Genomic DNA, 25,996 nt, shown 5'->3' with positions numbered 1-25,996 from the left:
ACAGACAACCGCACGAAAAAAACGGCGTTCCCGTCAGGGAAACGCCGTGGGCCAGGGGCCAGTTACTGCGCGAGAAAAAAACGTGTCACTGCCTGGCCTGACTGAACGTCAGGGCGCCTTCTTGCTGCCCGCTTCCGCGCCGGTGATCGGATCGATCAGCGGATCGGACGCAGTGCGTGCGGCCAGCGCGTCAATGTCGCGCTGCTCATCCGGCGACAGCGTCACAGAAGGCAGACCATCGCCGCCATCCACCGCCGGTTGCGGATCGGCCACATAATCGAAGTTGTCATCGGAGTTCCAGCTACCACGCACGTCATCACCTTCCGACATGTTGTAGTAGTTGTGCGCATACTGCTCAATTGGCGGCAGCTTGCCCGGTGGGAAGTTGTCGCGAATGGAGTACAGCGCTTTCTCAAATGAAAGCTGGTGCGCGGCTTCACGCGTCATCAGGAAGCCTAACGCATCCTTTACGCCGACATCGTCAGTGACGTTGATCAGGCGTTCATAGATGATTTTGGCGCGCGCTTCGGCGGCGATATTTGAACGCAGATCGGCCGTCACTTCTCCGATAGTATCCACGTAAGCCGCGGTCCATGGCACGCCGCCGGAGTTGGTCAGCGGCGGACCACCGCCATAAAGAATCGAAGTCAGATGGCTATCGTTACCGGCACCCGTGATTGAGCGATACAGTTCGCCTTCCTCTTCAGTGCCTTCGGCCAGCTTGCCTTTGGCGCCTTTATTGAGCATGCCAACCAGCGAGCCGATAATCTCAAGATGGCTGAGCTCCTCGGTAGCGATATCCATCAGCAGGTCGCGGCGTCCTAAATCCTCATCGCCCAGGCCCTGGGTAAAATAGCGCATGGCCGCAGCCAGTTCGCCCTGTGGACCGCCAAACTGCTCTAGCAGCAGATTGGCCAGGCCCGGGTTCGGTGCACTAACGCGCACCGTGTACTGCAGTTTCTTAACGTGTCGAAACATAGCTCACCTCAAAAAGTCTCTTACGAAAAGAGAAAATCAGCGTTTCGCTTTCGCGTCCGGGTCTTCGCTGCGCAGCAGGAACTGATCGGTCAGTTCAGGCATGTGCGTTAACATCCAGTCCGCCATCGCGATCTCCTGCTCACAGATCTGTTTGAGAATGGCCACGCTCTCCTGATCCCCGGCACGCGTGGCGGCGCTGATCAGGCTGGTGTAGCTGCCAATCTCGGCATTCTCGAACACGTAGCCGCTGATAGCGCCTTTCACCACTTCGTCTTCCGCGAAGGTACCGCCAAAGGCCTGGCCCATGGCGGCCATTTTCCCCATAACGTCTTTCACGCTGGAGTGGGAAATGCCGTGACGGTCGAGAATGGATTCCAGCAAAGACTGCTGCTGGCGGGTTTCTTCGATGTGCTGCTCAATGCGGGCACGCAGCTGCGGGTAGTTTTCCAGGCGTTTTGCCATCTGCTCGAGCATGGTTTCGGCCTGTTTTTCCATGGCGTGAGCGTCGCGCAGCCAGTCGTGATAATGCGAAAGTGCGGATGTGGTCGTCATATCTACCTCCGTTGTACGGCAGTCGCGTTACTGCTTTTCCGCGATATCCGTGAGTTTTTCATCGGTGGATTTTTCTTCGGCTAATGTGGCGGCCAGCAGCTCTGCGGCCTGGTTCAGCTCCAGCTTTTTCGCCATCGCCACCAGCGTGCCGTAAGTGGCGATTTCATAGTGCTCAACCTTCTGCGCCGCGCCGATCAGGCCAGCATCGCGCACCGGGCCGGCTTCGGTGGATTCAATCAGCTCCTGCGCTTCTTCTACCAGGCCTTCCAGTGCATGGCACTTCATACGCATGATGCGCAGCTCATCGTGGCTCTCTACAACCTGATCAAGGCGCTCAATTTGTCCCTGGGTCTCTTCCAGATGTTGCTGAAAAGCGTTTTTTAAACTTTCATCGGAGGCTGCCCGGACCAGTTTGGGTAACGCACGGGTGATCTGTTTCTCCGCGCTGTAAACGTCCGAAAGATCGTGAATAAAAAGATCGAGTAGCGATTTAACTTTCATGGAATATTCTCCGAATCGGTGATTAACGGGAGGCTGAAGCCATTAAGTGATAACGCGATTAAGAGAGGGAATGAAACGAAGCAATGAATCCCTGTCATCCTGTTGATGACGGAGCATTCCCTGCTCCGAGACATTCCTTACTCTGCGTTACAGCGCATCAGGAATCGCGATGGCTATTCTGTCCGCCTTTTTTGCCGGCTTCGGACGCTTTCTCACGGTCGTTTTTGAAATTACCGCCGCTGTTTTGTCCGCCTTTTTTACCCGCTTCAGATGCTTTCTCTTTGTCTTCTGCGAAATTACCTGAACCGCCTCTATGCTCTGTCATACTATTACCTCGTGATGAGTAATAAATAACATGACGCATCTGCCGCCATGCATGTTTTGCACACTTAATACTAATGCAGGCTGCCTCACTGACAAGCGCGACGGCTATATTTTTCACGCCTCGCTAACGCTATATTGATGAGAAGGCTGGAGATTGTGGTGTAAAATAACCACGCTATTTTTAGCGAGCCGGCCAATATTACGGTCTCGCTTTTAACCTGCCTGATGATTATTTATGCTCAACACATTTTCCTCCGATGGGAATTTTATCCGCCCGGCTTATTTATTTACGTTTAATCATTGAACGGCGAAGCGGCGCTAAATAGCGTCGAGCAGACGGTTCAATTCCGCCAGACTAAAAAGGGTTGCTTTGCGCACCACTTCTTCACCTTCACCTGAAAACCACTGCCGGCTGGTGTGCACGCTGCCATCTGGCAGGCACCATGCAAACCACACGGTGCCGGCTGGCGTGCCGTCCTCACCGCCGTCCGGGCCGGCATAGCCACTGACGGCAATAGCCAGCGTATCCCCGGAGAGTTTTTTCGCGCCGCAGGCCATCTCCCGTACCGCGGCTTCACTGACGGCGGTGTCACGCGCCAGCGTCTCCGCACTGACGCCCAGCACGCGCTGCTTCGCCTGATTGGTGTAAGTAATAAAGCCGCTGCTGTAAAAGCGGCTACTATCGCTGGCGGCTGCCAGCGCGGAACCGACCCAGCCAGAGGTGCAGGATTCGGCGGTAGTGACGCTCAGGCCGGCGGCCAGTAATTTATTACCCACTTCGGTCGCTAAATTAACCAGTTCTTCATCCATATTCTGTATTCCTTGTCAGAGTGAAATTAATAAATGCCGTCTCTGGCGCTGCTCACAGGCATTGCCAGCGGCGGGCATCCGAATTATAGGCGTAATTTCTGCACCGCTGCTTAGCCGAATTAAACTGTTACCGAGGATCCCGGCGTTTACCGCTAAGCTTAAAATTCAGGACGAAGAGGAAATAACCGTAGCGATAAGATGTCAGCTAATTAACTGTAAGAGGAATAACGCCATGAAGAAAGATGAGTTAGCCAGCCGTGATTATCCGGTACAGGAGGATATGCGCTGGCAACGCAGGGAGAGCGTTATACAGCGTATCGGTGAATACGTGCTGATAGTGATTGTGATCCTGGGTGCCTGCGGGCTGTTTTCCAAAGGCATATTAAGTGACGGGCAGGCGCAGTCGGCTGATGGTTCCGTCAGCCTGCGCTATGAACGTTTTGGTCGCATCGACAGCAATATGAACCTGCGGATTCGCGTGGCACCGCAGAGCGGCGAACGTTTCACCGTCACGCTGGGCAGCGGCGCGTTAGACGATTTGCAGATCCAGACGCTACAGCCACAGCCACAACAGGCCATTACGCGGGATAACACGCTGCAGCTGACTTACGCCGGCGAGGCGGCAGAAGGTCATGTGATCTGGCTGGGGATTCAGCCGCAGGCGGCGGGGCGGGTGGCGCTGAGTGTGCACGTCAATCATCAGGTACCGGTAAAGGTATCGCAGTGGATTTACCCGTAAAAGGAGAACGTTATGGAAACGGTATTACGCGCAGCCGCCATTTATCTGTTGTTAATGGTGGTATTTAAAATTGCTGGTCGACGCACGCTGCTGCAAATGACCTCATTCGATTTGATTCTGCTGCTGATTATTAGCGAAGCCACACAGCAGGCATTGCTGGGTGATGACTTTTCCGTTACCGGTGCCAGCCTCACCATCATTACCTTAATCACCATCGATATCGTGCTGGGCAAACTCAAAGCGCGCTTCCCGCTATTTGAACAAATGGCGGAGGGTGGGCCGCTGATTCTGGTAGAGCATGGCCGGATATTAACGCAGCGGCTAAAAATGTCGGGCATCAGTCGGGAAGATATCCTCGAAGCCGCCCGTTCAGGGCAGGGGCTGGAACGCATCGATCAAATTAAATACGCGGTGCTGGAAGTGAGCGGTCATATTTCCATCATCCCGGAAAATTCAGATAAAACTGAAAAATAGCAACAATCTCTCAATACCTGTTTGTGATGGAGGTCACACTTTTGTTAATTAATTGATTTTATACCACTAAAATTATTTTGTACAAGTTTGAGAAAAAAATCTTTACAAGCAACCCGCTATAAGCGCAGCGGTGAAAATAACCATTTGCGCATGGCTTTTTGTCAGCGCAAATATGCATATTAAATGTTGTTTTATCTCCAATCCCATCCATATTGTTTCTGTGTGGAGATATTCTGTCGTTTAACTGCTTAATTATTTTAATCAATGGGGTGACATATGACACAACGACGTGGTGGTGCAGGTAATTTTGCAGAAAATACCGAACGTGCTCGCGAAGCGGGTAAAAAAGGCGGCAGCGTCAGCAGCGGGAATTTTAAAAACTGTCCGGAAAGGGCAGTAGAAGCGGGCAGGCGCGGTGGAAAAGTGAGTCGCCGCGGCAAAACCGCAGCGGCGGAAGCTTAAACCGCCTTCTTTAAGGTAAATGCAGTCAGCGTAATCCTTAAGCTGCCATGCAGGCAGTCTTAATATCGCTAACGCAGCGGCGCAATTCAGGGAGTGAACCATTGCGCCGCACGCATTTTATATTATCAGCGGCCGCGCCGCAGGGTACTAAAGAATGAGATGCGGCAGTGCCCATTAAGCGCAACGGCTGCAACCACCAGTAACGGTTATTAGCGCGAGAGGAAATAAGCGACAGGCAGATTCGGTAGCACTGATAATGACGTAATAAGCCAGCGACTCATTATTAGTGTGGACCTGATCGGGCAGCGGCGATGTTAAGAAATTTCACTTTGAGCGCGAGTTAATAACTTTTCGGTAGCACTTTTTGCAACAAAAATCCTCCATTCAGTTGTTTATCCTCTTGTACAGATTTTGAAAAACTTGTACAACTTAGCCAGAACATTTTTCTGACAACTTAATGTTAACGGGAGTCACTTATGCGCCAGAACGGATACACTCCGAACTCAGTCGAGGCGATTGCCAACTATTTTAGCAAAGCCACGCTGCCTTCGCAGCAGGAGACGCTGGGCCAGGTCGTGGTCGAAATCCTGCGTGAAGGCCGTAATCTGAACCGTAAATCGCTGTGTACTAAACTGCTGCGTCGTCTGGAGCTTGCTTCTACTACGGAAGAAGAGCACCACTATCACCAGCTGATTGGCCTGCTGTTTGAGCGCGAAAGCTGAGAGCGAAGCGAAAGCGTCCAGGTTGTACACACGAAAACGCCATTCTGATAACGTATCACTGCATGTATGACTTGTGACGGGCTGTATCGCGCCGTGGGATAGCGGCGCTGTTTTTCTGTCGCGTTCCCGGTTGGGGCAGGCAGCATGCAGAGATTTATTATGATATGAACAGAAGCGAACATCAGACTCTTATTGATGAGATCATCGGCGAAGCGGCGTTAACGCTGCTGCAGCGTTCCGGGCCAGTCACCACCCAGGCGTTGCTGGATGAGCTCCACATTATGCAGCAGCAGGCCAGCGATGATGCGCAGGCGGCTGCGATTCGCACGGCAATCGATGAAGTCCGGTCGAGCATGACGGCTGGACAAAAGCGGCGTGGCGAACAACCGGATCGCGATAACGTGCATCCACTGTTTGGCCACAACGGTCAGGCTGGCGGCAGCCGCAAGCATTAACTGACCGTTAAATTATAATCTGACTGTATTGCTCACAGTACGGGAAAAGAACGATGTCGGAGAATCACTCTCTCTATTCTGCGCTGCCGGACACGGAACTGGCGGCGCATTTTCGCGATGCCGGAGTGGCATTGAGTGAAGAAGCCGCGGTACTGAATGATATCATTCGTAGCGTGCTGGCCAGCGAAGGCCGCGTCAGTAACAAATCCATCATTCTTTGTCTGATTATGGCGCTGGAAGCGACACAGGATGAAGCGCAGGCAAGTGTGCTGCGCAGAACGCTGGAAATTGTGGTGGGTTATACGCCAGACGACGCCTGACGCAGAGGTCCCCGCGCAGGCGGGGATCGGTTCAGTGCATAAGATCTGCTAATAGCCTTATTGCGGCATCGCAGCGATGCCGGAAATCCTCATCACGCGCGTCTGCTTTCATCGTATGCAGCACCTGCGTCACGTCATGTATCCTGAACACGCTACCTTCCCTGATAAATTCCGTCACCGCGCTGCCTATCAGCGCATATAGATCCGGTGCAGGACGGTTAACTTGTTTCACGTCACCTCCGGGACTTGTATATCCGTACAGTGTTACACAAGTGATAACAACCCAACACCTTTTTCTGCTGTCAGTGAAAATGGCACAGGTTATTCGTCAGACAGATTGCCAGGTGTTATCACGCTGCGCGAATAGTAATACGCTGCTGTAGCAGATTCATGCAACTAAAAAATGGTTAAGCATGCCGATAACTCTATTTTAGCGCTGCGCTTATTGCGCCCGGAACATTCACCGACACGCTGCGCGGCGGGCGGGAATTATCGCGCCTGCTGCGACCGAGATTAAATTTATGCAGCCAGCTGCGATACTGCCTGATTAATTCCTGCGCATTTTTTTCATCACTGACGCGACAAATAAACAGCTGGCTCATGGTCTGGTGCTCAGCCGCCGTGGCGTAGATCTCGCAGGCCATCTCGCGTTGCTGCAGTTCAATCGCCGTAAAATGTAACTGCGGCCACTGCTGCAGTCGGTTAGCGAACATTTTATAGTCCATTTTAGGATCCTTTTATTTTTCTATTTTCTACTGGTATTACCTGTAAAAGGCACAATAGACCAAAAGTGAAAAAGCGCCAGTTTTGCGGGTCACGACCCATTAAATAGTGCACAAAATGAAAAAAATATTTACGTGTACAGCTTTTACCGCTGCGCTTATATTTTCGTGAAAGATTGAATAAGCGCAGCGGTTAATAGCAACAGTGCAGAAATACCGTCTGGCTCGCAGCATCGCCTATCCTCTATTAGGGTTAACTGATGGCTAACCAAAGGAGAAGAGGCATGACCAATCCGAGTGCCGCCGATGAACTGGCGCTGATCGATCGCTACTGGCGCGCCGCCAATTATCTGTCCGTCGGGCAAATCTACCTGATGACCAACCCGCTGTTACGCGAACCGTTGCAGCCCGGGCATATCAAGCCACGACTGCTTGGCCACTGGGGCACGACGCCCGGCCTTAACTTTATCTATGCGCACCTCAACCGCATCATCCGCCAGCGCGAGGTGGATCTGCTGTACGTCTGCGGCCCGGGGCACGGCGGTCCGGGCATGGTGGCGAACAGCTGGCTTGAAGGCAGCTACAGCGAGATCTATCCGCACATCAGTGAAGATGCTGCAGGTATGCAGCGCCTGTTTAAGCAGTTTTCATTTCCTGGCGGCATTCCCAGCCATGCGGCACCAGAAACGCCGGGCTCGATTAATGAAGGCGGCGAGCTGGGCTATTCACTGTCGCACGCGTTTGGCGCGGTTTTCGATCATCCGCAGCTGATCGTACCCTGCGTGATTGGTGACGGCGAAGCCGAAACCGGGCCGCTTGCCGCCAGCTGGCACGGCATCAAATTCCTCAATCCGCAGCGTGATGGTGCGGTGCTACCCATTCTGCATCTGAACGGCTACAAAATTGCCAACCCGACGCTGCTGGGGCGCAGCAGTGATGACGATCTGCAGCAGCTATTCAGCGGTTACGGTTATGAGCCGCTGTTTGTCTGCGGGCACGAGCCGGCAGACATGCATCAGCAGATGGCGGCAGCGCTGGATAACGCGTTTGATAAAATTGCCGCTTATCAGCAGCAGGCGCGCAGCGGCCAGGCTGAGCAGGCGCTCCCGCGCTGGCCGATGATTGTGCTGCGCAGCCCGAAGGGCTGGACCGGTCCGAAAGAGGTGGACGGTAAAAAGGTGGAAGATTTCTGGCGTGCGCATCAGGTGCCGGTGGCGGCGTGTCGCGAAGACGCGTCGCATCGGCAGGTGTTAGAGCAGTGGCTGCGCAGCTATCAGCCGGAGGATCTGTTTGACGAGGCGGGTAAGCTCAGGCCGGAACTGCGTGCGCTGGCGCCGCAGGGGGATAAACGCATGAGCGCCTCGCCCTATGCCAACGGCGGCCGGCTGCGACGCACGCTCAACACGCCGGACATCCGCGAGTTTGCGCTCGACACCGGCGCGCCGGGCAGCCAGCGCGGCGAAGCCACTAAACAGTTCGGCCACTACCTCAGCGCGATTTTTCAGCGCAACGCCGATAACTTCCGGCTGTTCGGGCCAGATGAGACCGCCTCGAATCGCCTGACGCCGGTCTTTGATGTCACCAGCCGCAGCTGGATGGCGGACATCGAACCGTATGATGAGCAGCTGGCACGTGACGGCCGGGTAATGGAAATTCTCAGCGAGCATCAATGTCAGGGCTGGCTGGAGGGCTATCTGCTCACCGGACGACACGGGCTGTTCAACTGTTATGAAGCTTTTATCCATATTGTCGACTCGATGTTTAACCAGCACGCCAAATGGCTGAAGGTGACGCGCAAACTGGGCTGGCGCCAGCCGATCTCCTCGCTCAACTATCTATTGTCTTCACACGTCTGGCGCCAGGATCACAACGGTTACAGCCATCAGGATCCCGGTTTTATCGATCACGTGGCGAATAAAAAGGCGGATATCGTGCGCATCTATCTGCCGCCGGATGCGAACACCCTGCTGTGGGTGGGCGATCACTGTCTGCGCACCTGGGATCGCATCAACGTGATTGTCGCCGGCAAGCAGCCGTCACCGCAGTGGCTGGATATCGACAGCGCCATTGCCCACTGCGAGGCGGGTATGGGCGAATGGCGCTGGGCGAGCGATGACGGCGAGCCGGATGTGGTGATGGCCTGCGCCGGCGATGTGCCCACCATGGAGACGCTGGCGGCGGTGGATCTGCTGCGAAACTACCTGCCCGCGCTGCGCATTCGCGTGGTCAACGTGGTGGATCTGCTGGCGCTGCAGACGCAGCAGCAACACCCGCACGGCAAGTCGGAAGAGGATTTCGATGCGCTGTTTACCCGCGACAAACCGGTAATTTTCGCCTTTCATGGCTATCCCAGCCTGATTCATCGTCTGACCTATCAGCGCAGCAATCACGCTAATTTCCACGTGCACGGCTTCAACGAAGAGGGCACCACCACCACGCCGTTTGATATGACGGTGCTCAACGAGCTGGACCGCTATCATCTGGCGCAGGCGGCGATTTTGCATGTGCCGGGCCTGGCCGATCGCCATCCTGAATTGCTCGACGACCTGCAGCAGCGCCTCGCGGAGCACCATCGCTATGTGCGCGAATACGGTGAAGACGTGCCGGAAGTACGTAACTGGCTGTGGCCGGGCTAACCCGACCCGGGCGCGAAAAAAAACCGCCTGAAAAGGCGGTTTATGGTTTATTCGGCCTGTTTATCCCCGGATTCAGGCGCGCTGGTTTCGTCATCTTTCGGCTTCTGGTCGGGGCTGTTTTTACGCGGATCGTAATCCGGCTGGTCGCCGTGAACGGGACGATCGGTCATTTTATACTCCTTAACGGTTACCATGTGAACCCGCGCCACCGTTGCCAGCTGCGCGGATGTAAAGGGTGGCTGCGCGGCTCAGCCCGGAACATTCTGCCGCTTCTCTGTATGCTGATGTTTCCCCATAGCCAGTGCGCTGGCGCTGGCCGGATCGAACAGCGACAGGCTTTCAATCTGGTCGACCATCAGCACCTTACGGAACTCCAGCGCGCTTTTGGGTTTGGAGACAAAGCTAATCTCGTGCTGGTGATACCAGCGACTGTAGTTATGCTCAATCGCCAGATTCAGCGTGCGCGAATCGCGGTAGCCGCTGAGCATCGGAATCAGCACGATATTGGCGGTGCTGGGATATTCAAAGGTGGCAGCGTGAATCATGCCGATGTAGATACGGCGCGATTTCAGCGTGACCCATGCCAGTTCGCCTTCTTCCATGCAGTGCAGCAGCAGTTGTTCAATACCGTTAGAGCGGGACAGGCGCTGATATAGCTCTTTGCGACTGCCGGCGGTCAGCCGCGCGCTGCCGGAATTGGAACGATACACACAAAACAGCACGGCAAACGCCAGCATGATCACCACCGGTGCCTGAATGCCGAGAAAACTCCAGGTCATGAAATCGACGTGCCAGCGCGCATGGAGATCGGCAGACAGCGCCAGGCTGTTATTGATGGCCGATGCCGCCAGCAGTAGCAGCCAGACCAGGCCGGTGGCGACCACGCCCTGAACGACAAAAATGCAGCCGTACAGCGCAATGAGAAAATAGACGTCCCAGCCAAAGGAGCGTTTTATTTTCAGGCGGCTGGACATATCGCGACTGGTGTACCAGTAGCCGCAGACCATCAGCACCATAAATATCGCGGTTCCCATCAGATATCCTTTAAGCGCTTAATATGATCGGCGAAGTCCTGCTGTACCTGCGGACTGAGGGGATTAACCGAAGCGTTACCGTCTTCGTCAATAATAATCCGGTCACCTTCCTGAATGGATTCACGAATATCCTGGCGGCTCATCACCTGCAGTAATGATTCCGGACTGGAAAAAAGAGAGGTAAAATAGCGCAATATCACGTCAGGCTGTTCCTGTAAGGCAATAAATAGTTAATTGATCATATAACGTTTTCTGCCAGATTCAGGCGGTTTCAGAGTTATCTGTTAAACGTGAGGAAAGTCAGCGCAGGGTAAGACAATAATCCGGGGGGTAACGGCGCGCTCCCTGCGCCATGGCCGCCTCATCCTGTGCTGGCCGGCTAATCACGAGCCGCGATTGCTGCTCTGACCGCCTTTTTTACCGGCTTCGGACGCTTTTTCGCGGTCGTTTTTAAAGTTGCCGCCGCTGTGCTGTCCGCCTTTTTTACCGGCTTCTGATGCTTTCTGTTTATCTTCTGCAAAATTACCTGAACCGCCTCGATGCTGAGTCATAATATATCCTCTTCATGAGTAATAAATAACATGACGTTGTTGCGCTGTCATGTGCGTGTTGCGTATTTAATACTAATCGCTGGTGCTATTTCTGCAAGCGTGACGGCGCATAAAAAGCGCGTTTTTATTTTTTGTCTTAGTTTGTTGAAATAACAATAATTCTGCGCTGGCGCTGCGCTTATTTAAACTTTTTGCGGCGGTGAAGTAATAAAATGAAACACTCCAGTGCACCCAACCGGCCGGGCCAGACAGCTGACCCGGCGCCGTGAGCCACGCTAAATAACCATGCCTAAAATCTGCAGGATGCTCTGCTGCGAAGCAGTAATAAAAGGAATGTCTTTGATGTGCTGCATGCCAAAGGCTTCATAAAATTTGCGTGCGCGCACGTTCTCGCCCATCACTTCCAGCCACAGATAGCCTTCCTGCTTATCGCGCGCGGCGTGGATAATGCTTTCAAACATGCGCCGGCCATAGTTTTTACCGGTTTCCTGCGGATTGAGGTAGAGCTTATTCAGCTGGGCACCGCTCATGCCGGAGTCCGGTACCGGCGTATTCCAGGTGACTTTGGCAAAGCCGATGGGTTTGTTGGTTTCGGCAATCAGCCAGCTTTCGTTGGGGGCCACCAGGCTGCTGCGCAGTTCGGCCAGGCCGTACTCTTTATCGATGAATTCATCCAGCTCGGCTTCGGAGACCCACATATGTTTGAAGTGGGCGCTGTAGGTCATGCGCCCCAGCTGATGCAGCAGTTCGGCATCATCAGGCTGCGCGTTGCGTATGGTGAATTCCATGCCAGTCTTCCTTCAGTTTTTATGTTTTATCCTGCGTTACGGCAGAGTGGGGGTGTCAGCGGGCATCCTGCCCGTACAGGTGACCCGTCATTATGCGCGAATCAAACCGGGTGTCATCCCTTTTGCGGTAAGGAAGTTGGCTGAATGTCTTGATTTTTTAACAGGAAAGGAGGCAGGCGCAGGATGTCCAGCGGGATGAACACCCTGAATTGAGGCGGGTGGCGCGAATTAAAAGCCGTAGCTGGTGAGGCGGTGGTAAAAATCCATGTGGTTTTTACAGCCCAGCTTGCGTGAGATGGTGTTCTTGTAGTGGCTGATGGTCTTATTGCTGAGGTGCAGCGCATGCCCGATCTCAGTCATGCGGCGCGGACCCGCCAGCCAGCGCAGCAACGTGAACTCGCGCTCGGTCAGCACATCGGCGTTGCCGTGCGGTGCGGCGACGGTGGCAACGTTTTCCGGCGTCAGCACTGCACTGACCAGCGTCGCCAGCGGGCATTTTTTACTCAGGATCAGCGCTTTCTTCAGGTGGCGGGCCACGTAATTCAGCACGGCTTCATCGCTGATGTCGGTGAGAATCACCAGCTCGACGCCCGGTGTTTTGAGCTGCATCAGCAGCAGGCTACGCAGCGTCTCTTCCAGGTTTTTACTGGCAAAATGCAGCTCGCTGATTACCACGTTACGCCCGCGTCCGGTGGGGATCGGGTCATCCGGCGAGGTGAGCGTCAGGCAGCTTATCATCTGCCCGGAAAAATAGAGGCGCAGACCTTCCGTAATCCAGCGGTCGCTATCCATAGTGAAGATGTTCAGCATTGTTTCCTCCTGTGCTCGCGGTTAACCCATTTGAACGGAAACCGCGCTGAGCCGATATCAGACGGCCTGCGTCAGGTTGTAGGAAAAGGCTGAGAAATGTCTGGCAGGGCTGAGCTGCAGGAGGACAACAGGAAAGCCGGTTCCTGATGAATGAAGCAAAACCGCTGCGGTTGCGAACCGGGGAGATTGCCCGGGATGAGGTCAGCCGCCACTGTTGCTCTGCCATTTCATTTTCCTGTCATTTTTAGTCTTTAGGGTGTCAGCTCCTCTGTATGGACATGAATAATATGAAAAGAAAAACGCTTCCCCTGATTCTCGGTTGTACCCTCTCGTTATCCACGCTGGCGGCGCAGCCGCCAACCGAACACTATAGCGTCACTTTTCCTGAGGGGACGCGCGTCAGCTACAGCGGTGCGTTCGCCAGCGCGTTTCCGGAGGGTTTGCCGGTAGGCATCGGTTCCGGTTTGCTGTTTACCGGCAGGCAGGGAGATACGCTCAACTTTGTGACCGTCACCGATCGCGGACCGAATGCCGACTCGCCTGACATGGGTAAACAGGAGTCGAAAATTTTCGTCACGCCGGACTTCGCGCCGCTGCTGATGAATATCCAGGTGAAGAACGGCAAAGCGCAGGCGACGGACGCCCGACCGCTGCACGACGCAAAGGGCAATATTAACGGCTTGCCGCTGCAGAATGGCGTCATCGGGTCAACCAATGAAATCGCGCTAAGCGATAAGTTGCACGTGCTGCAGGGCGATAACCGGGGTCTGGATACGGAAGGCATTACGCTGGACGGGAAGGGCGGATACTGGCTGTGCGATGAGTATGGTCCGTTCCTGATTAACGTTGATAAGCAGGGCAGGATCCTGGCGATTCACGGGCCGCAGGCCATGGAAGGGGAAAAATCGATCGCGGGTGGTCTGCCGAACGTTCTTAAATGGCGCCAGCCAAATCGTGGCTTTGAAGGGATCACGCGCATGCCGGATGGACGCATCATCGCCGCGGTGCAGAGTACGCTGGATATCAACGGGAAAAGTAAAAAGCAGGCACGCTTTACCCGCCTGGTGAGCTTCGATCCGGCCACCGGTAAAACCGCGATGTATGGTTACCCTATCGACAGCGAGGCGTACAGTAAAAACAGCGACGCGAAAATTGGCGATATCGTGGCGATCGATAATCAGCACATCCTGCTGATTGAGCAGGGCAGCGACAAAGACGACGCGATGCGTAACCTTATCTATAAGGTGGATCTCAGTCAGGCCACCGATCTGGCCACATTCGATAAGGCCGGTGACTACCCAGAGTTTGACGACGCAAAAACGCTGGCGCAGCGCGGCATCGTGCTGGCAACGAAAACGCGGGTGGTGGATCTGCGTCAACTCGGCTGGCAGCAGGAGAAGGCCGAAGGGCTGGCACTGATCGACAGCAACACGCTGGCGGTCATCAATGACAATGACTTCGGCGTGAAAATGGTGCTGCAAAATCCGGTGGAAGGTAAGAAGCGCAAGGATTATCGGGTCAACGACCAGGGGAAGCTGACGGTAGATGATAAGCCGGTTGCCACCACCATCAGCGTGAAGCCGCTGGACAAAGCCGACTCGGATAGCGAGTTATTTATCATAACGCTGGCGGAACCGCTGCAACCGTAGAGGCTGCCGTGCTGGCGCTGGACACCGGTGCCAGCACGAAAATGCTAATGGCTGAATGACCCCCCTTGCTTCATCGGGGGGCATCGTGGACCCGGGTTTAACAGGATGTGGAAACTCAGGGTGGCTATTGCTCAGGTGATTAAGAGACATCGCCTGATAAATTTACCCTGACACAGCGCACAGCCATTAAATGGCCTGAAACGGCAGCGTCAGTTCCTGGGATAAGGCAGACTGACTCACAGGAAAATGTCTGTCTGGAGTGAGAAGCAGGCATTGATTCATAGATTAAAGCAAATAATCGCGCGGCGTTGCATTCAGGATGGAACGAAAAGCAGCGGTATAGGCAGCCGGACATGAAAAACCAAGCTTGTAAGCGACCTGTTTGATAGGGATGTTATTCGCAAGGAGATCTAACGAAGCATAAATTCTTGCTCTTTGCTTCCAGGTTCTGAAACTAAAACCCGTATCCTTAATAAACAATCGCGAAAAGGTACGTTCAGACATTGACGCGATAAAAGCCAGATCGCTCAGTGGTATTTCCCAGCGATGATTTACCACAAGTTCTCTGGCCGCAGAGAATAATCGCTCATCACGTGGCATTGGAAGTTCCGCAGTCAGAGAAGGCGCTTCGCTGAGTATTTCCAGAAGCAACAGAGCCATTTTCCGCTGGCTCGGTCTGTTGTAGTTATCACTGAACAGACCGGTTATCAGTTCTTTCACCAGTGGCGTAGCCGTAATGACATGCACCTGGTCACTCTTCGCAAAATTTGTACATTCCGCGATAAGGCTGCCACTGAAATAGACGGCCCTGAGATCTGTGTGAGACAGCAGATTGTAACTATGTATCTGCAGAGGCGGTAGCCACAATGCACGCTGAGGGGGGATAACCCAGCGGTTGTTTTCCGTTTCGACCAGCATAACGCCTCTGGTTGCATAGAGGAGTTGCCCTTCAAGGTGATGATGAGGAGGATCGGTTTCTCCTCGCTGATAGCTAATCGCTGTGCCGGACCAGCCAGTGGATGCTTCATGTCTTGGCGCTTTATCTATACTACCTGGCATTTCAGATTAGGGTCCTGCAACTATGATGCTGCCTCGAAACCATCCGGTGTACCAACTCACTGGATGAGTGTGTCGTTTATCAGTCAGATTATCACAGGTATAACAGGAGCCTATCCTCATGCGGGTACACTTTATCGTACATGAAAGTTTTGAAGCGCCAGGGGCTTATGAAACATGGGCCAGAAATCAAGGTCATAATGTGACTTACTCGCGTGTATACGCAGGCGATGAGCTACCCGTGGACGCCGAAGGTATTGATTTCCTGATCGTGATGGGCGGTCCGCAGGACCCGTCCACGACCCAGAGAGAGTGTCCGCACTTCGATGCGAAAGGCGAGCAGGCGCTGATTGCTGCTGCTGTTAAAACCGGTAAAGCCGTTATCGGTATCTGCCTTGGCTCACAGCTGATCGGTGAGGCGCTGGGCGCGCCGTTTGTTCACAGCCCTGAAAAAGAGATTGGTAAGTTCCCGATCACGCTAACTGAAGAGGCTCGCGAGGATGCGTTGTTTTCTCACTTTGCGAAGTCGCTTGAGGTCGGTCACTGGCATAACGACATGCCGGGCCTGACCGCGGATGCAAAAATCATCGCCTACAGCGAAGGCTGTCCCCGCCAGATCGTTTCCTATTCAGATCGCGTCTTTGGTTTTCAGTGCCACATGGAACTGACGCTGGATGTTGTAGAACGGCTAATCGCTCATTCGCAACAAGACCTGAGCCGAGCCGCAGAGTATCGCTTTGTTCATACGCCAGAAGAACTTCGTGCGCACGATTACAGCGAAATGAATCAGGTACTTTTTGGCTTCATGGATAAGCTCGAAGCGCGTTACAAATCAGCGTAAACACCGCTTTATGCCCGGTGATGTTTATCTCCGGGCATTCTTTATCAGAAGCTGATACATGCAGGCACCATGACCTTTTGTGCACCCTTCAAACCCTACTTTCTATCAACGGCCTGGCGCAGGACCGATTCCGCCGGCGCGTTACTTCAGGTCCAGAGCGGCCATCACTGCTGCTACATCTGCCACCTCTGCGGCCGATAAGGGTAACAGGGGACGAGGCAGACAGTCGGCTTCGGTCAGCCCCAGTATGCCTGCTGCCGCTGCGATCACGCGGAGACTTCCGCCATGCTTACGGAACAGATCCCATAAAGGTTGCAGGCGGTGAGTTAAGGCAGTAACGCGTTCAGCATCGTTAATGGCTGCGGCCTGCGTAATTTGTTTGGCGGTTTCCGGGAAGATACCGCCACAAACGGAATACCAGACTTCGCAACCGGCGTTCAGCCCCAGCCCGGCACTGGCATCACCACTAATACCCAGGGTCACGCCAGGACGAAGATGTTGTCGCAGTGCAGCGACGCGTTCAGCTGCAGCGATGGGGGTATCCGGTACTCCCGGAATTTTAATTGAGCGAATCCCTTTCAGTGACGACAGCTGCCCGAGCAGTTCGTCAGTAAAGCGGAAATGCGTGGTGCCGGGGTTGTCATAAACACAAACCGGTACTGAAGCATGGCGGGTAACCGTCTCAAAGAGGGCATACACCTCTTCATTACGCAGCGGCTGGTAACTCATCGCCGGCAGCAGCAGCGCAGCAGCGCCTGCGGACTGCGCATCTTCAGCCAGATGCAGTACGGCATCGGTACTGATAGCACCCACGCAAACCATCACGGGAATCTCCCCGGCAACCTGACGGGCCAGCGTTGCGCTGCGTTTGCGCTGTTCCCTGCTCAGGTAAGCATAGCTGCCGGTTGAACCCAGAACACCCAAAGAATCGACACGGGCTGCCGTCAGGCGAGCCAGGATCTTCGTGAATCCCTGTTCATCGACACCACGCGCGGTGACAGGCGTTAACGGGAAAGCAGACAAGCCGGTGAACATGCAGAGTCTCCAGAACTGAGTTAAAGGTGTTACTCGCCGATGAGGGTGACGTTACACTGCCGTCCGGGCATCATTTCTTCAAGGCCGTCGGTCAGCATCTTTCCAGCTTCATGCAGCTGATCGGGCGGCATCTGCGGCAGACTTTCCAGAATAAACCACATGTGTTGCGCTTCAACGCTTAAGCGAGTCCTGATTCCCTGCCGCCAGTTCCAGCGACGGCAGGTTACGCCGGCATCATCACACCAGACGACTTCGCCAGGCGCAGGATATTCCACCGCCATAACCCCTTCTTTCATGGTATCAAAGGGTTCCGTGCCTGTTGCCACCTTCAGGCGAGGTGCACCCCGGTACGCGGCAATATTTTCTCCCCCTACGGGCACGGCATAACGCAGACTGACAGCGTTATAAAGATCAACGACCGGATCGAGCGCGGGCAGGGTGCCATCGCGAAGCACGCGTTTGCGTAGCGCCTCAGCAGAACAGGGCGTGCGTTTGGGTTTGGCACCAAATTTCTGAAACACATCCGCCCATGCGGCCAGATGGGATTCAGCCCAGTTGGGGGAATCTGACAGCACCGCCTCACAGGCCGCCTTCAGTGCCGTTACCCCGACGTGCGGATTCACGACAGGCGCTGCCTGTACACTGATGCTGAGCGCCCGAAAACCGGGGGCGATTTGATAGACTTCAGGGGAAATTGACGCAGATACGATTAACACGCGATAATCCTGTAATGACCATTTTATTTCATAATATCGACCAATGACCAAAAAAGTCAATTTAGTGACCTTTGCCGGCGCAGATGTCAACACGGTTAACGAAGCCGTATCCCTGCGGATTAAGCAGTTTCGTAAACAAAGAAAAATTTCTCTCGATGAGCTATCCCGCAAAGCCAGTGTCAGTAAGGGGATGCTGGTAGAAATAGAAGGGTGTAAGGCTAACCCCAGCATTGCGCTGCTATGTCGGCTTGCTGCTGCCATGGGCGTGTCCGTGGCGGATTTTGTTGATGTCAGCGCCAGGCCTGATGTGCACATCATCGCTGATACGGACATCCCCGAACTCTGGACAGGAGACAAAGGGGGAAGCGCCAGGCTGCTGGCCGGCTCAGGTGGACCCGATATGCTTGAGCTGTGGCTGTGGGAAATGCGGCCAGGCGAAAAGTTTGAATCACCCGGGCATACCTCAGGCACGCTGGAGCTACTGCACGTAAAATCCGGAACCCTCACGCTTGGCGTGAAAGAGAGCGTATTTCAGGTAACGGCGGGATTTTCCGTTACAGCCAAAACCGATGTTCCACATTTCTACGCAAACCAGGGAGAAAACACGCTGAACTTTATCATGACGGTGAATGAAAAAGCGTCATAAACGTTTTTCAATGGACGGCCAAAGAAGCCCTGATTTGTGCGCAAATAATCATCCTTTGTTTTCGCTATTCATGTCCGTTTCTGCCACCAGGCGGACTGTGTATTCGCCATGAGCGAGGAGCGAATATTAGCGACAAAGAGTCGGGGAATATCACACAGCGGCCAGGTCGATATCGCACATGGCTTGATCTAATAGCCGCTGGCGCCTTATTAAGGTATATAAAATATCCGGATCGCTACCCGAATGGATCGATGAGGATATCTGACTACACCGTTGGAATAGTACCGCCATCAATGACAAATTCAGTACCGGTGATCGCGGCAGCATAAGATGATGCGAGGAAGACAATGAGATTAGCTACCTCAATGGGTTGGGAAGGGCGTCCCAGCGGAATACCGCCAAGTGCCTTCATGATGATCTGCTTACCACCTTCGTAATCTGTTCCTGCCTGCTGCGCCAGCCGTTCCGCCATGGCCACTGAAGCTTCGGTTTCGATCCAGCCGGGTGCTACGCGAACCACCCGAACCCCCTGCGACGCAACCTCTTTCGACAGGCTTTTACTGTAGGCTGACAGCGCCGCTTTCGCTGCTGCATAACCCGTGGTTGATTCTGGTAAGGGCAGTTCTCGCTGGATAGAAGTGACATGGATGATCACTCCGCTCCCCTGCTGCAGCATGGCAGGCAACAGCGCACGATCTAAACGTACCGCGGGCAACAGATTAAGATTGAGCTCCTGTTGCCACTCCTCTTCACCCAATGCTGCAAAGCCACCACCGGGTGCAGTAGAACCGCCGGCCACATGAACAATGATGTCGACGCCTCCCAGATGTGTCTGAACGGCTTCCGCGACTGAGTTACACCCTTTAACCGTGGTCAGGTCTGCCGTTACGAAGGCGTCTGCCCTACATTCTGCGGATGCGTGGCGTGCGGTTGTTAATACTGTTGCACCCAGCTGTTTGAATAGCCCAACTACCGCTTTACCCACACCTTTGGTACCCGCAGTGACCAATATGCGTTTACCGTGGAAATCGAGATCACATGGCATTGGAGAATCTCCGGTCTGTTGAAGTGGCAGTACAATAATCAGTAATGCTGGCAATATCGCCACCCTTGCTGAGCGCGAAGTCATCATAAATAGCGAGCGGTAATGTGAATGACATAGACCTGTACTCCCTTTGTTTACAGTACGGTCATATTCCACATAGACTGTTAAATTGACAAGTACGCACAAAAAAGTGAGTTACTGAATGATGAGTAAGTTATACAGTCCGGAATCAGCCGCAAGCGGAGTGGAGCAGGTTATTCAACTGCTGGAAGGGCGCTGGAAATTAATCATTCTTTTTCATCTGTTCGACGGCAAAGTACAGCGCTATTCAGATTTTGAAAAATTAATTCCCGGTATTTCGCAGAAGATGCTGGCGCAACAACTGAGACAGCTGGAAGCCGACGGTATAGTGTCGCGGATGGTGTATCCTCAGGTGCCACCAAAAGTGGAATATCGACTCACTGAATGGGGACAGGCACTTTGTCCTGCTCTTGATGCCATGCTGAAATGGGCGGAAAAACGCCCGACTTAACCGGCCAGGACGCTGATTCTGATCAAATTTAACCTGTTCAGGCTGGTGTTTAAGGTATAAAGCGTGCTTTTATTCGTAGTGACTGAGAATTTCATAAAATTAAATTTAACGTCCCTGTTATGAACCCGGGATTGCCCCGCGATAAAATAGTAAGAAAACGTGGTTTATAAACGGTAAGTTCAGGAGGTTTCTTTGCAGGCAGATACGACACGACTTCATCTACGAACGGTAATTGAATCTGACGCTGATGATCTTTTCAGAATTTATGGCGACCCTGCTACAAATACCTTCAATCCCGCAGGTCCGTATCCCGATATTGATTATGCACGTCAGGTGTTGGCTCGCTGGCTTCAGCACTGGGAAACGTACGGTTTCGGTAATTGGGCTATCGCGCTGACGGACAATCCGGGGAGAGTCATTGGTTTTGGCGGACTCAGCATCAGGAGCTATGCCGATTTATCAATCAATAACCTTGGATATCGCTTCTCTACAGAGGCATGGGGAAAAGGGCTGGCGACAGAGTTTGCTAAGTATACGGTCGACTATGGTTTTGATGAAATAAAGTTGGCTGAAATATCTGCTGTAGTACGGGCAAATCATCTGGCCTCGCAAAAAGTTCTGACCAGGGCAGGATTGCAGTACTTACGAGAAATTCATGATGTGAAAAGTGCGCCCCCAAGCTTGCTTTTCACCTTGACTCAGGACAAGTGGAATAACAAATAAATATGCGGGGCACACTGTCTCCCGCCGGATACCATCAATTTCCGCTGTGCTCTAAAATTAATGCTGCGAATCCGGTAACGCTCCACCTTAAAGTGCAGCGAGTATCGCGGCTTCTATTTTCTCCGGGGGCGTGATCGGTGCAAAGCGTTTCAGCGGCTGGCCGTCGCGTCCGATGAGAAACTTGGTGAAATTCCACTTAATCCGTCCGCCCAGCACGCCGGGTAGTTCCGCTTTCAGATAGCGAAATATCGGGTGCGCTGCGCTGCCGTTAACCTCGACTTTGCCGAACATCGGGAAGCTTACCCCGTAATTAACATGACAGGTTTGTGAGATGTCATCAGCGTTTCCCGGTTCCTGCTTACCGAATTGATTGCAGGGATAGCCAAGCACCACCAGACCCTGCGCGGCATATTTCTGATAGAGCGCTTCAAGGCCGGCGTACTGGGACGTGAAGCCGCAATAACTGGCGGTATTCACCACCAGAACCACCTTGCCAGCGTAGTCGGCCATAGAGATAGGTTGACCGGTCAGGCTGGTGGCCGAAAACTGATAAAAAGGGGTCATGTCAGTGTCCTCAAAACAGCACAGGTTCGATGTTGATGTTGCCACGCGGGCCCAATAGCGGGCTTCGTAGCCTGGCGCGCACAGCATAACTTTCTGCGCGCCGTTGTCACAATAACACTGACATCTAACCTTACAGACAGAGCCTGATCGCCGGCACAAAACTCTGCCTGCCAGTCTCACTAAGATGCCTCTGCCAGCAACGCCGCCTGCACAGCTTGGCGCGCATTGATCCGTGCCATATACGCCAGTAGCGCAGGCCAGCGATTCAGCGTGAGTTTGGACTGGTGTGTTCGCCATCCGGTCAGTCTTCTGTTGCTGCGCAGTCACTGCTGACGACGCTGCGTAAAGAAAGATAAGCGGCGGTCCGGAGGACACTTCATCGGCTGGCTAACCGTCAGTTTCATAATGAAGGACCTCGGCGCAATCTGTCAGCCGCATGAAAACCGGGAGGTTAATGAAAATCCGTGGACTCCGTGTGTTATGCCATCACGGCGCAATGACCGCCGACATCTGCTTCAACACTTCGTCACGTGCTCTCAGGCCAGCATTCGGCGTTAACACCTGTTCATCCTGAATCAGTTTGGCAAAAACAATTTTTTTCCTGCCTTTGGTCGCCCAGCCGACATACCAGCCATAGGCATGGTGCGGATCGTATTGATTATTTTTCCCCGGTGAGCCGGTTCCTGTTTTGCCGTGCACCGTCCAGCCCTTAACGCTGACGTCGTAGCGGGTAATATTATCTGTCATGTCATAGGCATGCTTGTTTACGTGCAGCTCACGGTTAACGACTTTCCTTAAAAAGCCAATCTGCTGAACCGGTGAAATCTGCAGGGATGACATAACCCACACCCCATTCTGACCGGGGGCGCTGACGTCAACGGCGGAAACATCTTCGTTTCCATAAGCAAACGCCTTTACATAGTCTTCAAAGCGATGCTGTCCGATTTTTTTTACAACCTGCTGCGAATACCAGAAGACCGAAGATTTTAGCCACGCCGTGGGATCGATTTTATTCATCCAGTTTTTACCGCCCCAGTCCGGGTATCCTTGTTGGTAATCCCAGGCGGGTTCCTTTTCATTTTTCAGCACGCCGGCATCAAATCCCATCAGGCTAATGGCTATTTTAAAGGTGGATGCGGGTGTGACTTCTCTACTGCAGTCGTTGCCACTCTCCAGCAGGACTTTGCCTGATTCAGCGTCAACAATCAGGGTGCACAGGTTTTTGGCGAATGCCTGCTGTGAAAATAATATCGCAGCAACAGAGGCCATAACGGCCAGACGGGTTTTCATTGATGATTGAATCCAAAGTTAAATGCTAACGTAATTTACACCCTGAGAAAGGGTACTGAACGCGGTCAGGCTGTGCATAAAGAGACTGGTCACGCCACATCCCTTTATCATCTGCAAATTATCGCGTCCGGTGTGCTTATCAATAACCCTGAGCAGGGGTAAATAAAAACGATTTAATCTGCGCCTGTTTTTTAGGAAAACTAAACGATGCGAAACCGCATTTCCGCGAGACAAGCGGTCCGAAACGACACTATTGCGGTCTGCATACCTGCGGCATTTTTCGTCTCGACGGTGATATAAGCGGTAATTAATGGATTGTAGTCCTGCGCCTACATAACCGGTAAGCACATCCGATGGTCAGGGATATTAATACGTGACAAGCTTATCCGCAGTTCACGGCAATCCTCTGCCGGGCATAATGAGAATGTATTTTCAGGAGTGGTTATGCAGCCGGTTAAACGTTGGCAACGCGATGTCTGTCATTTAAATACCCGGGCGTTAACCTGGGTGGCGGCGGGCGCATTTTGCGCGGGCTGCTGGTTATTGATCAGCGTGCTGGTGCTAACCCTGTAACGCGTAGCCAGTGCGAAGAGAATTAGCGCCAGCCGGAAGGGAATCCGCACCAGGGCGTCAGGGATGAAATTTTTGTAGTGGTTGGGGGCGCGTTGCCCCCTTTTTTTTGCCTGCAGACAGGGGTAATGCAATGCGCAGCCCGTGCGATTACGGCCCGAGACGCAGCGTTTCGGCGCGTTTTGCTGTCTCGTAAACGTATTGCAGCATCGGTTCTAAATCGGCATCCGGTCCGGCGCTGATAATTTTGCCGCGCAGCCATTCAATTTCACTGGTGATATCAGGATGAAAGATGGTGTTGTTTTGCGCGTTGCGTAACCACTTCAGCAAAAAGTTATTTTTCCCGCGTACGCCGCCGGATTTCTTGCTGTTCACATAGAGTTTTAACGCAACCAGAATGCAGTAATAGAAATGGACGCGCTGACTATAATTCTGCAACATCTCTTGGCTCTTCATCTGCCGTTTTTCACGCCCGCCAGTGTGCATTGATGTGAAAAGCAGGTCAAACACAATTGGCCGCGCGCCTGTCACAATTGCGAGCGCAACCAACATTTTAAGAATTTCTTTAGCAGCAGATAAATTGTGCCCGTCAGCAGCTGGATGCTTTACCGGGCAGAATAGCCTGTAATTATTTGTTAATAATCACAAAAAAGCACAGCCGTATCTGATAATTAGATAGATCCGATTCTCTAAATGAATTTCCCCTCCGCATCGCCATCTGCAACTCTGTTCTCCGCGCTGGCCACCTTTGCGTTTTACCGGCCGGTGAAATTTTTATTTGCATCAACATGGCTGTCATAAACAGGAGGTGAATTATGACAAAACCTGCTCTGGCGTTCGCTGCGGCCTTACTGGCGCTCAATGCCACCGCATCCGTTGCGGCTCAGCCGCATCACGTTTATACCAATAAAGATTTCTATAAAAATGGCGTCTTCCAGAAAGAGGTGGCGAAAGATGCAATAGCGCAACTGCTCGCCTCTTATGGTCATACGCTGACGCCGGCCATGCGCCAGCAGCTGTGGGTCAATGATTTCGGGCTGGGCGATTATCAGCATGTTGGCCTGGCCAGCATCACCTGGGTCAATAATCTGGATTACGGTTATTACGCTATGACCATGTATCTGCTGCCGAACCAGATGATTCCGGAGCATCGACACATGCCGATTAGCGCGCCGCCGGCACGTCCGGCAAAACATGAATCATGGCGCGTTCTCGATGGCTGGGTATATAACTTCTCAGAAATTGGCGCCGCATCAGCGGATATTCCGCCGACGCCGAAAAGTTTTGGTCCGGTGCAAAGCCACCATGTCGTCATTCAGCATCAGGGCGAAACGCTGTCGCTGAAAAAACTGGAGAGCTATCATTTCCTGATGGCCAATAGTAAAGGGGCGATTGTGGATGAATATGGCAACTGGCAGGATCGCCGCGGCTGGTTCAGCTCCAATCCTAAAGTCGCCCCTACGCCGTAAACCGTGCCCTGCAAGAGATAGTCGATGTGATTTCCCTGTAGCCACCGGAGGCGTTCGCGCCTCCATTTTAATTAATGGCCTTTACCGGGATGCGCAAAGAGCCGCTCAGCCGCGGCGATTTACCCGGTGCAGACGAATATCACGCTGTTTCATCTCTTCAACGGCAGCACAGGGGCAATCGTCATCGGTGATCACACCGTCCAGCTGCTGTAGCTTACACACGGAATACACGCTGTAACGACCATATTTGCTGCTGTCAGCCACCAGATAACGCTGCACTGAGGCGGCCAGCACTGCCTGATTCACCAGCAAGGTGTCTTCGTCGGGTGTAGAGAGGCCGTGCGTGACATCCCACGCGCTGGCGCTGAGGAAGGCCAGATCAATATTGAACGCGGCAAGGGCGGTCGCCGCCATGGCACCCACGCTGGCAATATGCCGTTTATCGACTTTGCCACCCGTATGAAATAGCGTGATGTGGCTGTGACGCATCAGCCAGGCGGCAATCGTAAAGTCGTTAGTCAGCACGGTGAGACTTGCCTGATCGCCTAACGCACGCGCAATTTCATAGCTGGTGGTACCGGCATCGAGGTAGACCACCTGGCCATCCTGTACCAGCGATGCGGCATAACGGCCAAGGCTTTGTTTGGCGTGCACGTTCAGCTGTGCCTTATCCACATACGGCAATGCCTGATGGACCACGGCAGGCAACCTGGCGCCGCCGTGTATGCCGACCACCAGGCCGGCATCCTGCAGGAATTTAATATCGCGGCGGATGGTCATCGCCGACACCGCCATCAGCGTGGCCAGTTCGTGAATGGTGGCCGATCGTTTCGCAAACAGGTAGCGATAAATAGCATCTTTTCGGTCTTCGGGCAGCATGATGAGCTCGGGGTTAAAAGTGACGTTTTGCCTGCCATGCCACGCGTGCATAGCATCCGGTACGGCAGCTTCGCTATGATAGCTCATCTGAAGTTGAATCAGA

At 53.3% G+C, this 25,996-nt stretch carries 35 protein-coding genes and 1 pseudogene; 14 read left to right on the top strand and 22 right to left on the bottom strand.

Translation table 11 applies throughout. The annotated features are described in order from the left end of the window. Positions 1 to 108: 108 nt before the first annotated feature. The 5 genes from C1Y43_RS02165 to C1Y43_RS02145 form a co-directional block, all read right to left on the bottom strand. Positions 109 to 978 carry a manganese catalase family protein gene (locus C1Y43_RS02165; protein WP_058757631.1) on the bottom strand — a complete coding sequence of 290 codons (870 nt, stop codon included), beginning with the start codon at positions 976 to 978 and terminating at the stop codon, positions 109 to 111. A gap of 36 nt (positions 979 to 1,014) precedes the next feature. After that, a complete protein-coding gene (locus C1Y43_RS02160; protein WP_021506332.1) occupies positions 1,015 to 1,530 on the bottom strand; it encodes a ferritin-like domain-containing protein in 516 nt (171 codons plus the stop codon). A 27-nt stretch (positions 1,531 to 1,557) separates the two neighbouring features. Then, positions 1,558 to 2,031: a ferritin-like domain-containing protein gene (locus C1Y43_RS02155; protein WP_021506331.1), complete on the bottom strand. Its 474-nt coding sequence runs from the start codon at positions 2,029 to 2,031 to the stop codon at positions 1,558 to 1,560. Between the two features lie 157 nt (positions 2,032 to 2,188). Then, positions 2,189 to 2,356, bottom strand: a complete 168-nt coding sequence (locus C1Y43_RS02150) for a general stress protein (protein WP_021506330.1) — start codon at positions 2,354 to 2,356, stop codon at positions 2,189 to 2,191. Between the two features lie 317 nt (positions 2,357 to 2,673). Continuing rightward, positions 2,674 to 3,165: a nicotinamide-nucleotide amidohydrolase family protein gene (locus C1Y43_RS02145; RefSeq protein ID WP_104186838.1), complete on the bottom strand. Its 492-nt coding sequence runs from the start codon at positions 3,163 to 3,165 to the stop codon at positions 2,674 to 2,676. A 232-nt stretch (positions 3,166 to 3,397) separates the two neighbouring features. Here C1Y43_RS02145 and C1Y43_RS02140 point away from each other — a divergent pair, with 232 nt between their 5' ends. From C1Y43_RS02140 to C1Y43_RS02115, 6 genes are all read left to right on the top strand, one after another. After that, positions 3,398 to 3,904: a hypothetical protein gene (locus tag C1Y43_RS02140; RefSeq protein WP_104186837.1), complete on the top strand. Its 507-nt coding sequence runs from the start codon at positions 3,398 to 3,400 to the stop codon at positions 3,902 to 3,904. A 12-nt stretch (positions 3,905 to 3,916) separates the two neighbouring features. After that, the gene (locus tag C1Y43_RS02135; protein ID WP_021506327.1) at positions 3,917 to 4,378 is read left to right on the top strand and encodes a DUF421 domain-containing protein; all 462 of its coding nucleotides are present in this window, start codon (positions 3,917 to 3,919) and stop codon (positions 4,376 to 4,378) included. A 276-nt stretch (positions 4,379 to 4,654) separates the two neighbouring features. After that, positions 4,655 to 4,840 (top strand): general stress protein, encoded by a 186-nt coding sequence (locus C1Y43_RS02130; RefSeq protein ID WP_071813571.1) that lies wholly within the window; start codon positions 4,655 to 4,657, stop codon positions 4,838 to 4,840. A 476-nt stretch (positions 4,841 to 5,316) separates the two neighbouring features. Continuing rightward, a complete protein-coding gene (ycgZ, locus tag C1Y43_RS02125) occupies positions 5,317 to 5,562 on the top strand; it encodes a regulatory protein YcgZ (RefSeq protein WP_021506325.1) in 246 nt (81 codons plus the stop codon). 164 nt (positions 5,563 to 5,726) lie between these two features. Then, positions 5,727 to 6,017: a hypothetical protein gene (locus tag C1Y43_RS02120; protein WP_021506324.1), complete on the top strand. Its 291-nt coding sequence runs from the start codon at positions 5,727 to 5,729 to the stop codon at positions 6,015 to 6,017. Positions 6,018 to 6,070: 53 nt separating this feature from the next. Then, positions 6,071 to 6,337: a biofilm development regulator YmgB/AriR family protein gene (locus C1Y43_RS02115; protein WP_058757637.1), complete on the top strand. Its 267-nt coding sequence runs from the start codon at positions 6,071 to 6,073 to the stop codon at positions 6,335 to 6,337. Positions 6,338 to 6,368: 31 nt separating this feature from the next. Here C1Y43_RS02115 and C1Y43_RS02110 read toward each other — a convergent pair whose 3' ends face one another. Together C1Y43_RS02110 and C1Y43_RS02105 are read right to left on the bottom strand one after the other, a co-directional pair. Next, a complete protein-coding gene (locus C1Y43_RS02110; protein WP_104186835.1) occupies positions 6,369 to 6,569 on the bottom strand; it encodes a hypothetical protein in 201 nt (66 codons plus the stop codon). A 193-nt stretch (positions 6,570 to 6,762) separates the two neighbouring features. Continuing rightward, positions 6,763 to 7,062 carry a hypothetical protein gene (locus C1Y43_RS02105; RefSeq protein ID WP_021506321.1) on the bottom strand — a complete coding sequence of 100 codons (300 nt, stop codon included), beginning with the start codon at positions 7,060 to 7,062 and terminating at the stop codon, positions 6,763 to 6,765. 281 nt (positions 7,063 to 7,343) lie between these two features. Between C1Y43_RS02105 and C1Y43_RS02100 the strand changes: the two genes are divergently transcribed. Continuing rightward, positions 7,344 to 9,695, top strand: coding sequence for a phosphoketolase (locus C1Y43_RS02100; RefSeq protein WP_104186833.1), 2,352 nt, complete (start codon positions 7,344 to 7,346; stop codon positions 9,693 to 9,695). 47 nt (positions 9,696 to 9,742) lie between these two features. Here the strand turns inward: C1Y43_RS02100 and C1Y43_RS24230 are convergent, their stop codons facing one another. The 6 genes from C1Y43_RS24230 to C1Y43_RS02075 all read right to left on the bottom strand — a co-directional run bounded on the left by C1Y43_RS24230 (position 9,743) and on the right by C1Y43_RS02075 (position 12,878). After that, complete coding sequence (locus C1Y43_RS24230) at positions 9,743 to 9,865, bottom strand: hypothetical protein (protein ID WP_255412066.1); 123 nt, start codon at positions 9,863 to 9,865, stop codon at positions 9,743 to 9,745. Positions 9,866 to 9,943: 78 nt separating this feature from the next. Next, positions 9,944 to 10,729, bottom strand: a complete 786-nt coding sequence (locus tag C1Y43_RS02095; RefSeq protein ID WP_058776510.1) for a hypothetical protein — start codon at positions 10,727 to 10,729, stop codon at positions 9,944 to 9,946. After that, a complete protein-coding gene (locus C1Y43_RS02090; protein ID WP_031279223.1) occupies positions 10,729 to 10,926 on the bottom strand; it encodes a hypothetical protein in 198 nt (65 codons plus the stop codon). Before C1Y43_RS02090 ends, C1Y43_RS02095 begins: the two co-directional genes overlap by 1 nt. A gap of 186 nt (positions 10,927 to 11,112) precedes the next feature. After that, entirely contained in the window at positions 11,113 to 11,280 is a 168-nt protein-coding gene (locus C1Y43_RS02085; protein WP_021506316.1) for a general stress protein, read from the bottom strand. Between the two features lie 275 nt (positions 11,281 to 11,555). Continuing rightward, positions 11,556 to 12,068, bottom strand: a complete 513-nt coding sequence (locus tag C1Y43_RS02080; RefSeq protein WP_021506315.1) for a GNAT family N-acetyltransferase — start codon at positions 12,066 to 12,068, stop codon at positions 11,556 to 11,558. Between the two features lie 228 nt (positions 12,069 to 12,296). Then, a complete protein-coding gene (locus tag C1Y43_RS02075) occupies positions 12,297 to 12,878 on the bottom strand; it encodes a LuxR C-terminal-related transcriptional regulator (protein WP_104186831.1) in 582 nt (193 codons plus the stop codon). 287 nt (positions 12,879 to 13,165) lie between these two features. Between C1Y43_RS02075 and C1Y43_RS02070 the strand changes: the two genes are divergently transcribed. Then, complete coding sequence (locus C1Y43_RS02070; protein ID WP_146068637.1) at positions 13,166 to 14,527, top strand: esterase-like activity of phytase family protein; 1,362 nt, start codon at positions 13,166 to 13,168, stop codon at positions 14,525 to 14,527. A gap of 285 nt (positions 14,528 to 14,812) precedes the next feature. On the opposite strand, the gene C1Y43_RS02065 is transcribed toward C1Y43_RS02070, so the two are convergent. After that, positions 14,813 to 15,586, bottom strand: a complete 774-nt coding sequence (locus C1Y43_RS02065) for a helix-turn-helix transcriptional regulator (RefSeq protein ID WP_104186827.1) — start codon at positions 15,584 to 15,586, stop codon at positions 14,813 to 14,815. Between the two features lie 118 nt (positions 15,587 to 15,704). Between C1Y43_RS02065 and C1Y43_RS02060 the strand changes: the two genes are divergently transcribed. Further along, on the top strand, positions 15,705 to 16,424 hold the full coding sequence (locus C1Y43_RS02060) for a type 1 glutamine amidotransferase (protein ID WP_104186825.1): 720 nt from the start codon (positions 15,705 to 15,707) through the stop codon (positions 16,422 to 16,424). 141 nt (positions 16,425 to 16,565) lie between these two features. On the opposite strand, the gene C1Y43_RS02055 is transcribed toward C1Y43_RS02060, so the two are convergent. After that, positions 16,566 to 17,459, bottom strand: a complete 894-nt coding sequence (locus C1Y43_RS02055; protein ID WP_104186823.1) for a dihydrodipicolinate synthase family protein — start codon at positions 17,457 to 17,459, stop codon at positions 16,566 to 16,568. Positions 17,460 to 17,488: 29 nt separating this feature from the next. Then, entirely contained in the window at positions 17,489 to 18,175 is a 687-nt protein-coding gene (locus C1Y43_RS02050) for a B3/4 domain-containing protein (protein ID WP_104186821.1), read from the bottom strand. A 43-nt stretch (positions 18,176 to 18,218) separates the two neighbouring features. Here C1Y43_RS02050 and C1Y43_RS02045 point away from each other — a divergent pair, with 43 nt between their 5' ends. Then, positions 18,219 to 18,821, top strand: coding sequence for a helix-turn-helix transcriptional regulator (locus C1Y43_RS02045; RefSeq protein ID WP_059010376.1), 603 nt, complete (start codon positions 18,219 to 18,221; stop codon positions 18,819 to 18,821). 265 nt (positions 18,822 to 19,086) lie between these two features. Here the strand turns inward: C1Y43_RS02045 and C1Y43_RS02040 are convergent, their stop codons facing one another. After that, the gene (locus C1Y43_RS02040; RefSeq protein ID WP_104186819.1) at positions 19,087 to 19,866 is read right to left on the bottom strand and encodes an SDR family oxidoreductase; all 780 of its coding nucleotides are present in this window, start codon (positions 19,864 to 19,866) and stop codon (positions 19,087 to 19,089) included. 205 nt (positions 19,867 to 20,071) lie between these two features. On the opposite strand from C1Y43_RS02040, the gene C1Y43_RS02035 reads away from it, so the two are divergent. Together C1Y43_RS02035 and C1Y43_RS02030 are read left to right on the top strand one after the other, a co-directional pair. Further along, a complete protein-coding gene (locus C1Y43_RS02035; protein ID WP_104186817.1) occupies positions 20,072 to 20,398 on the top strand; it encodes a helix-turn-helix domain-containing protein in 327 nt (108 codons plus the stop codon). 192 nt (positions 20,399 to 20,590) lie between these two features. Beyond that, positions 20,591 to 21,121, top strand: a complete 531-nt coding sequence (locus C1Y43_RS02030; RefSeq protein ID WP_104186815.1) for a GNAT family N-acetyltransferase — start codon at positions 20,591 to 20,593, stop codon at positions 21,119 to 21,121. Positions 21,122 to 21,208: 87 nt separating this feature from the next. Here C1Y43_RS02030 and C1Y43_RS02025 read toward each other — a convergent pair whose 3' ends face one another. From C1Y43_RS02025 to blaOXA, 3 genes and pseudogenes are all read right to left on the bottom strand, one after another. Then, entirely contained in the window at positions 21,209 to 21,685 is a 477-nt protein-coding gene (locus tag C1Y43_RS02025) for a glutathione peroxidase (RefSeq protein WP_104186813.1), read from the bottom strand. 179 nt (positions 21,686 to 21,864) lie between these two features. Continuing rightward, positions 21,865 to 21,960, bottom strand: a pseudogene (locus tag C1Y43_RS24035) (glutathione transferase GstA); the annotation flags it as partial. A gap of 211 nt (positions 21,961 to 22,171) precedes the next feature. After that, entirely contained in the window at positions 22,172 to 22,975 is an 804-nt protein-coding gene (gene blaOXA / locus C1Y43_RS02010) for a class D beta-lactamase (RefSeq protein ID WP_104186812.1), read from the bottom strand. 444 nt (positions 22,976 to 23,419) lie between these two features. Here blaOXA and C1Y43_RS24225 point away from each other — a divergent pair, with 444 nt between their 5' ends. Continuing rightward, on the top strand, positions 23,420 to 23,548 hold the full coding sequence (locus C1Y43_RS24225) for a hypothetical protein (RefSeq protein ID WP_021506291.1): 129 nt from the start codon (positions 23,420 to 23,422) through the stop codon (positions 23,546 to 23,548). A 147-nt stretch (positions 23,549 to 23,695) separates the two neighbouring features. On the opposite strand, the gene C1Y43_RS02005 is transcribed toward C1Y43_RS24225, so the two are convergent. Next, positions 23,696 to 23,986 carry a hypothetical protein gene (locus tag C1Y43_RS02005; RefSeq protein ID WP_031279201.1) on the bottom strand — a complete coding sequence of 97 codons (291 nt, stop codon included), beginning with the start codon at positions 23,984 to 23,986 and terminating at the stop codon, positions 23,696 to 23,698. A gap of 374 nt (positions 23,987 to 24,360) precedes the next feature. Between C1Y43_RS02005 and C1Y43_RS02000 the strand changes: the two genes are divergently transcribed. After that, positions 24,361 to 25,014, top strand: coding sequence for a hypothetical protein (locus C1Y43_RS02000; protein ID WP_199189133.1), 654 nt, complete (start codon positions 24,361 to 24,363; stop codon positions 25,012 to 25,014). Positions 25,015 to 25,119: 105 nt separating this feature from the next. On the opposite strand, the gene C1Y43_RS01995 is transcribed toward C1Y43_RS02000, so the two are convergent. Then, a complete protein-coding gene (locus tag C1Y43_RS01995; RefSeq protein WP_104187126.1) occupies positions 25,120 to 25,893 on the bottom strand; it encodes a DeoR/GlpR family DNA-binding transcription regulator in 774 nt (257 codons plus the stop codon). Positions 25,894 to 25,996 lie beyond the last annotated feature (103 nt).

This window comes from Pantoea sp. ICBG 828 (assembly GCF_002928355.1).
In the GTDB taxonomy this organism is placed as follows: Bacteria; Pseudomonadota; Gammaproteobacteria; order Enterobacterales; family Enterobacteriaceae; genus Pantoea; species Pantoea dispersa.
This window is presented reverse-complemented; position numbering and strand designations above follow the sequence as displayed.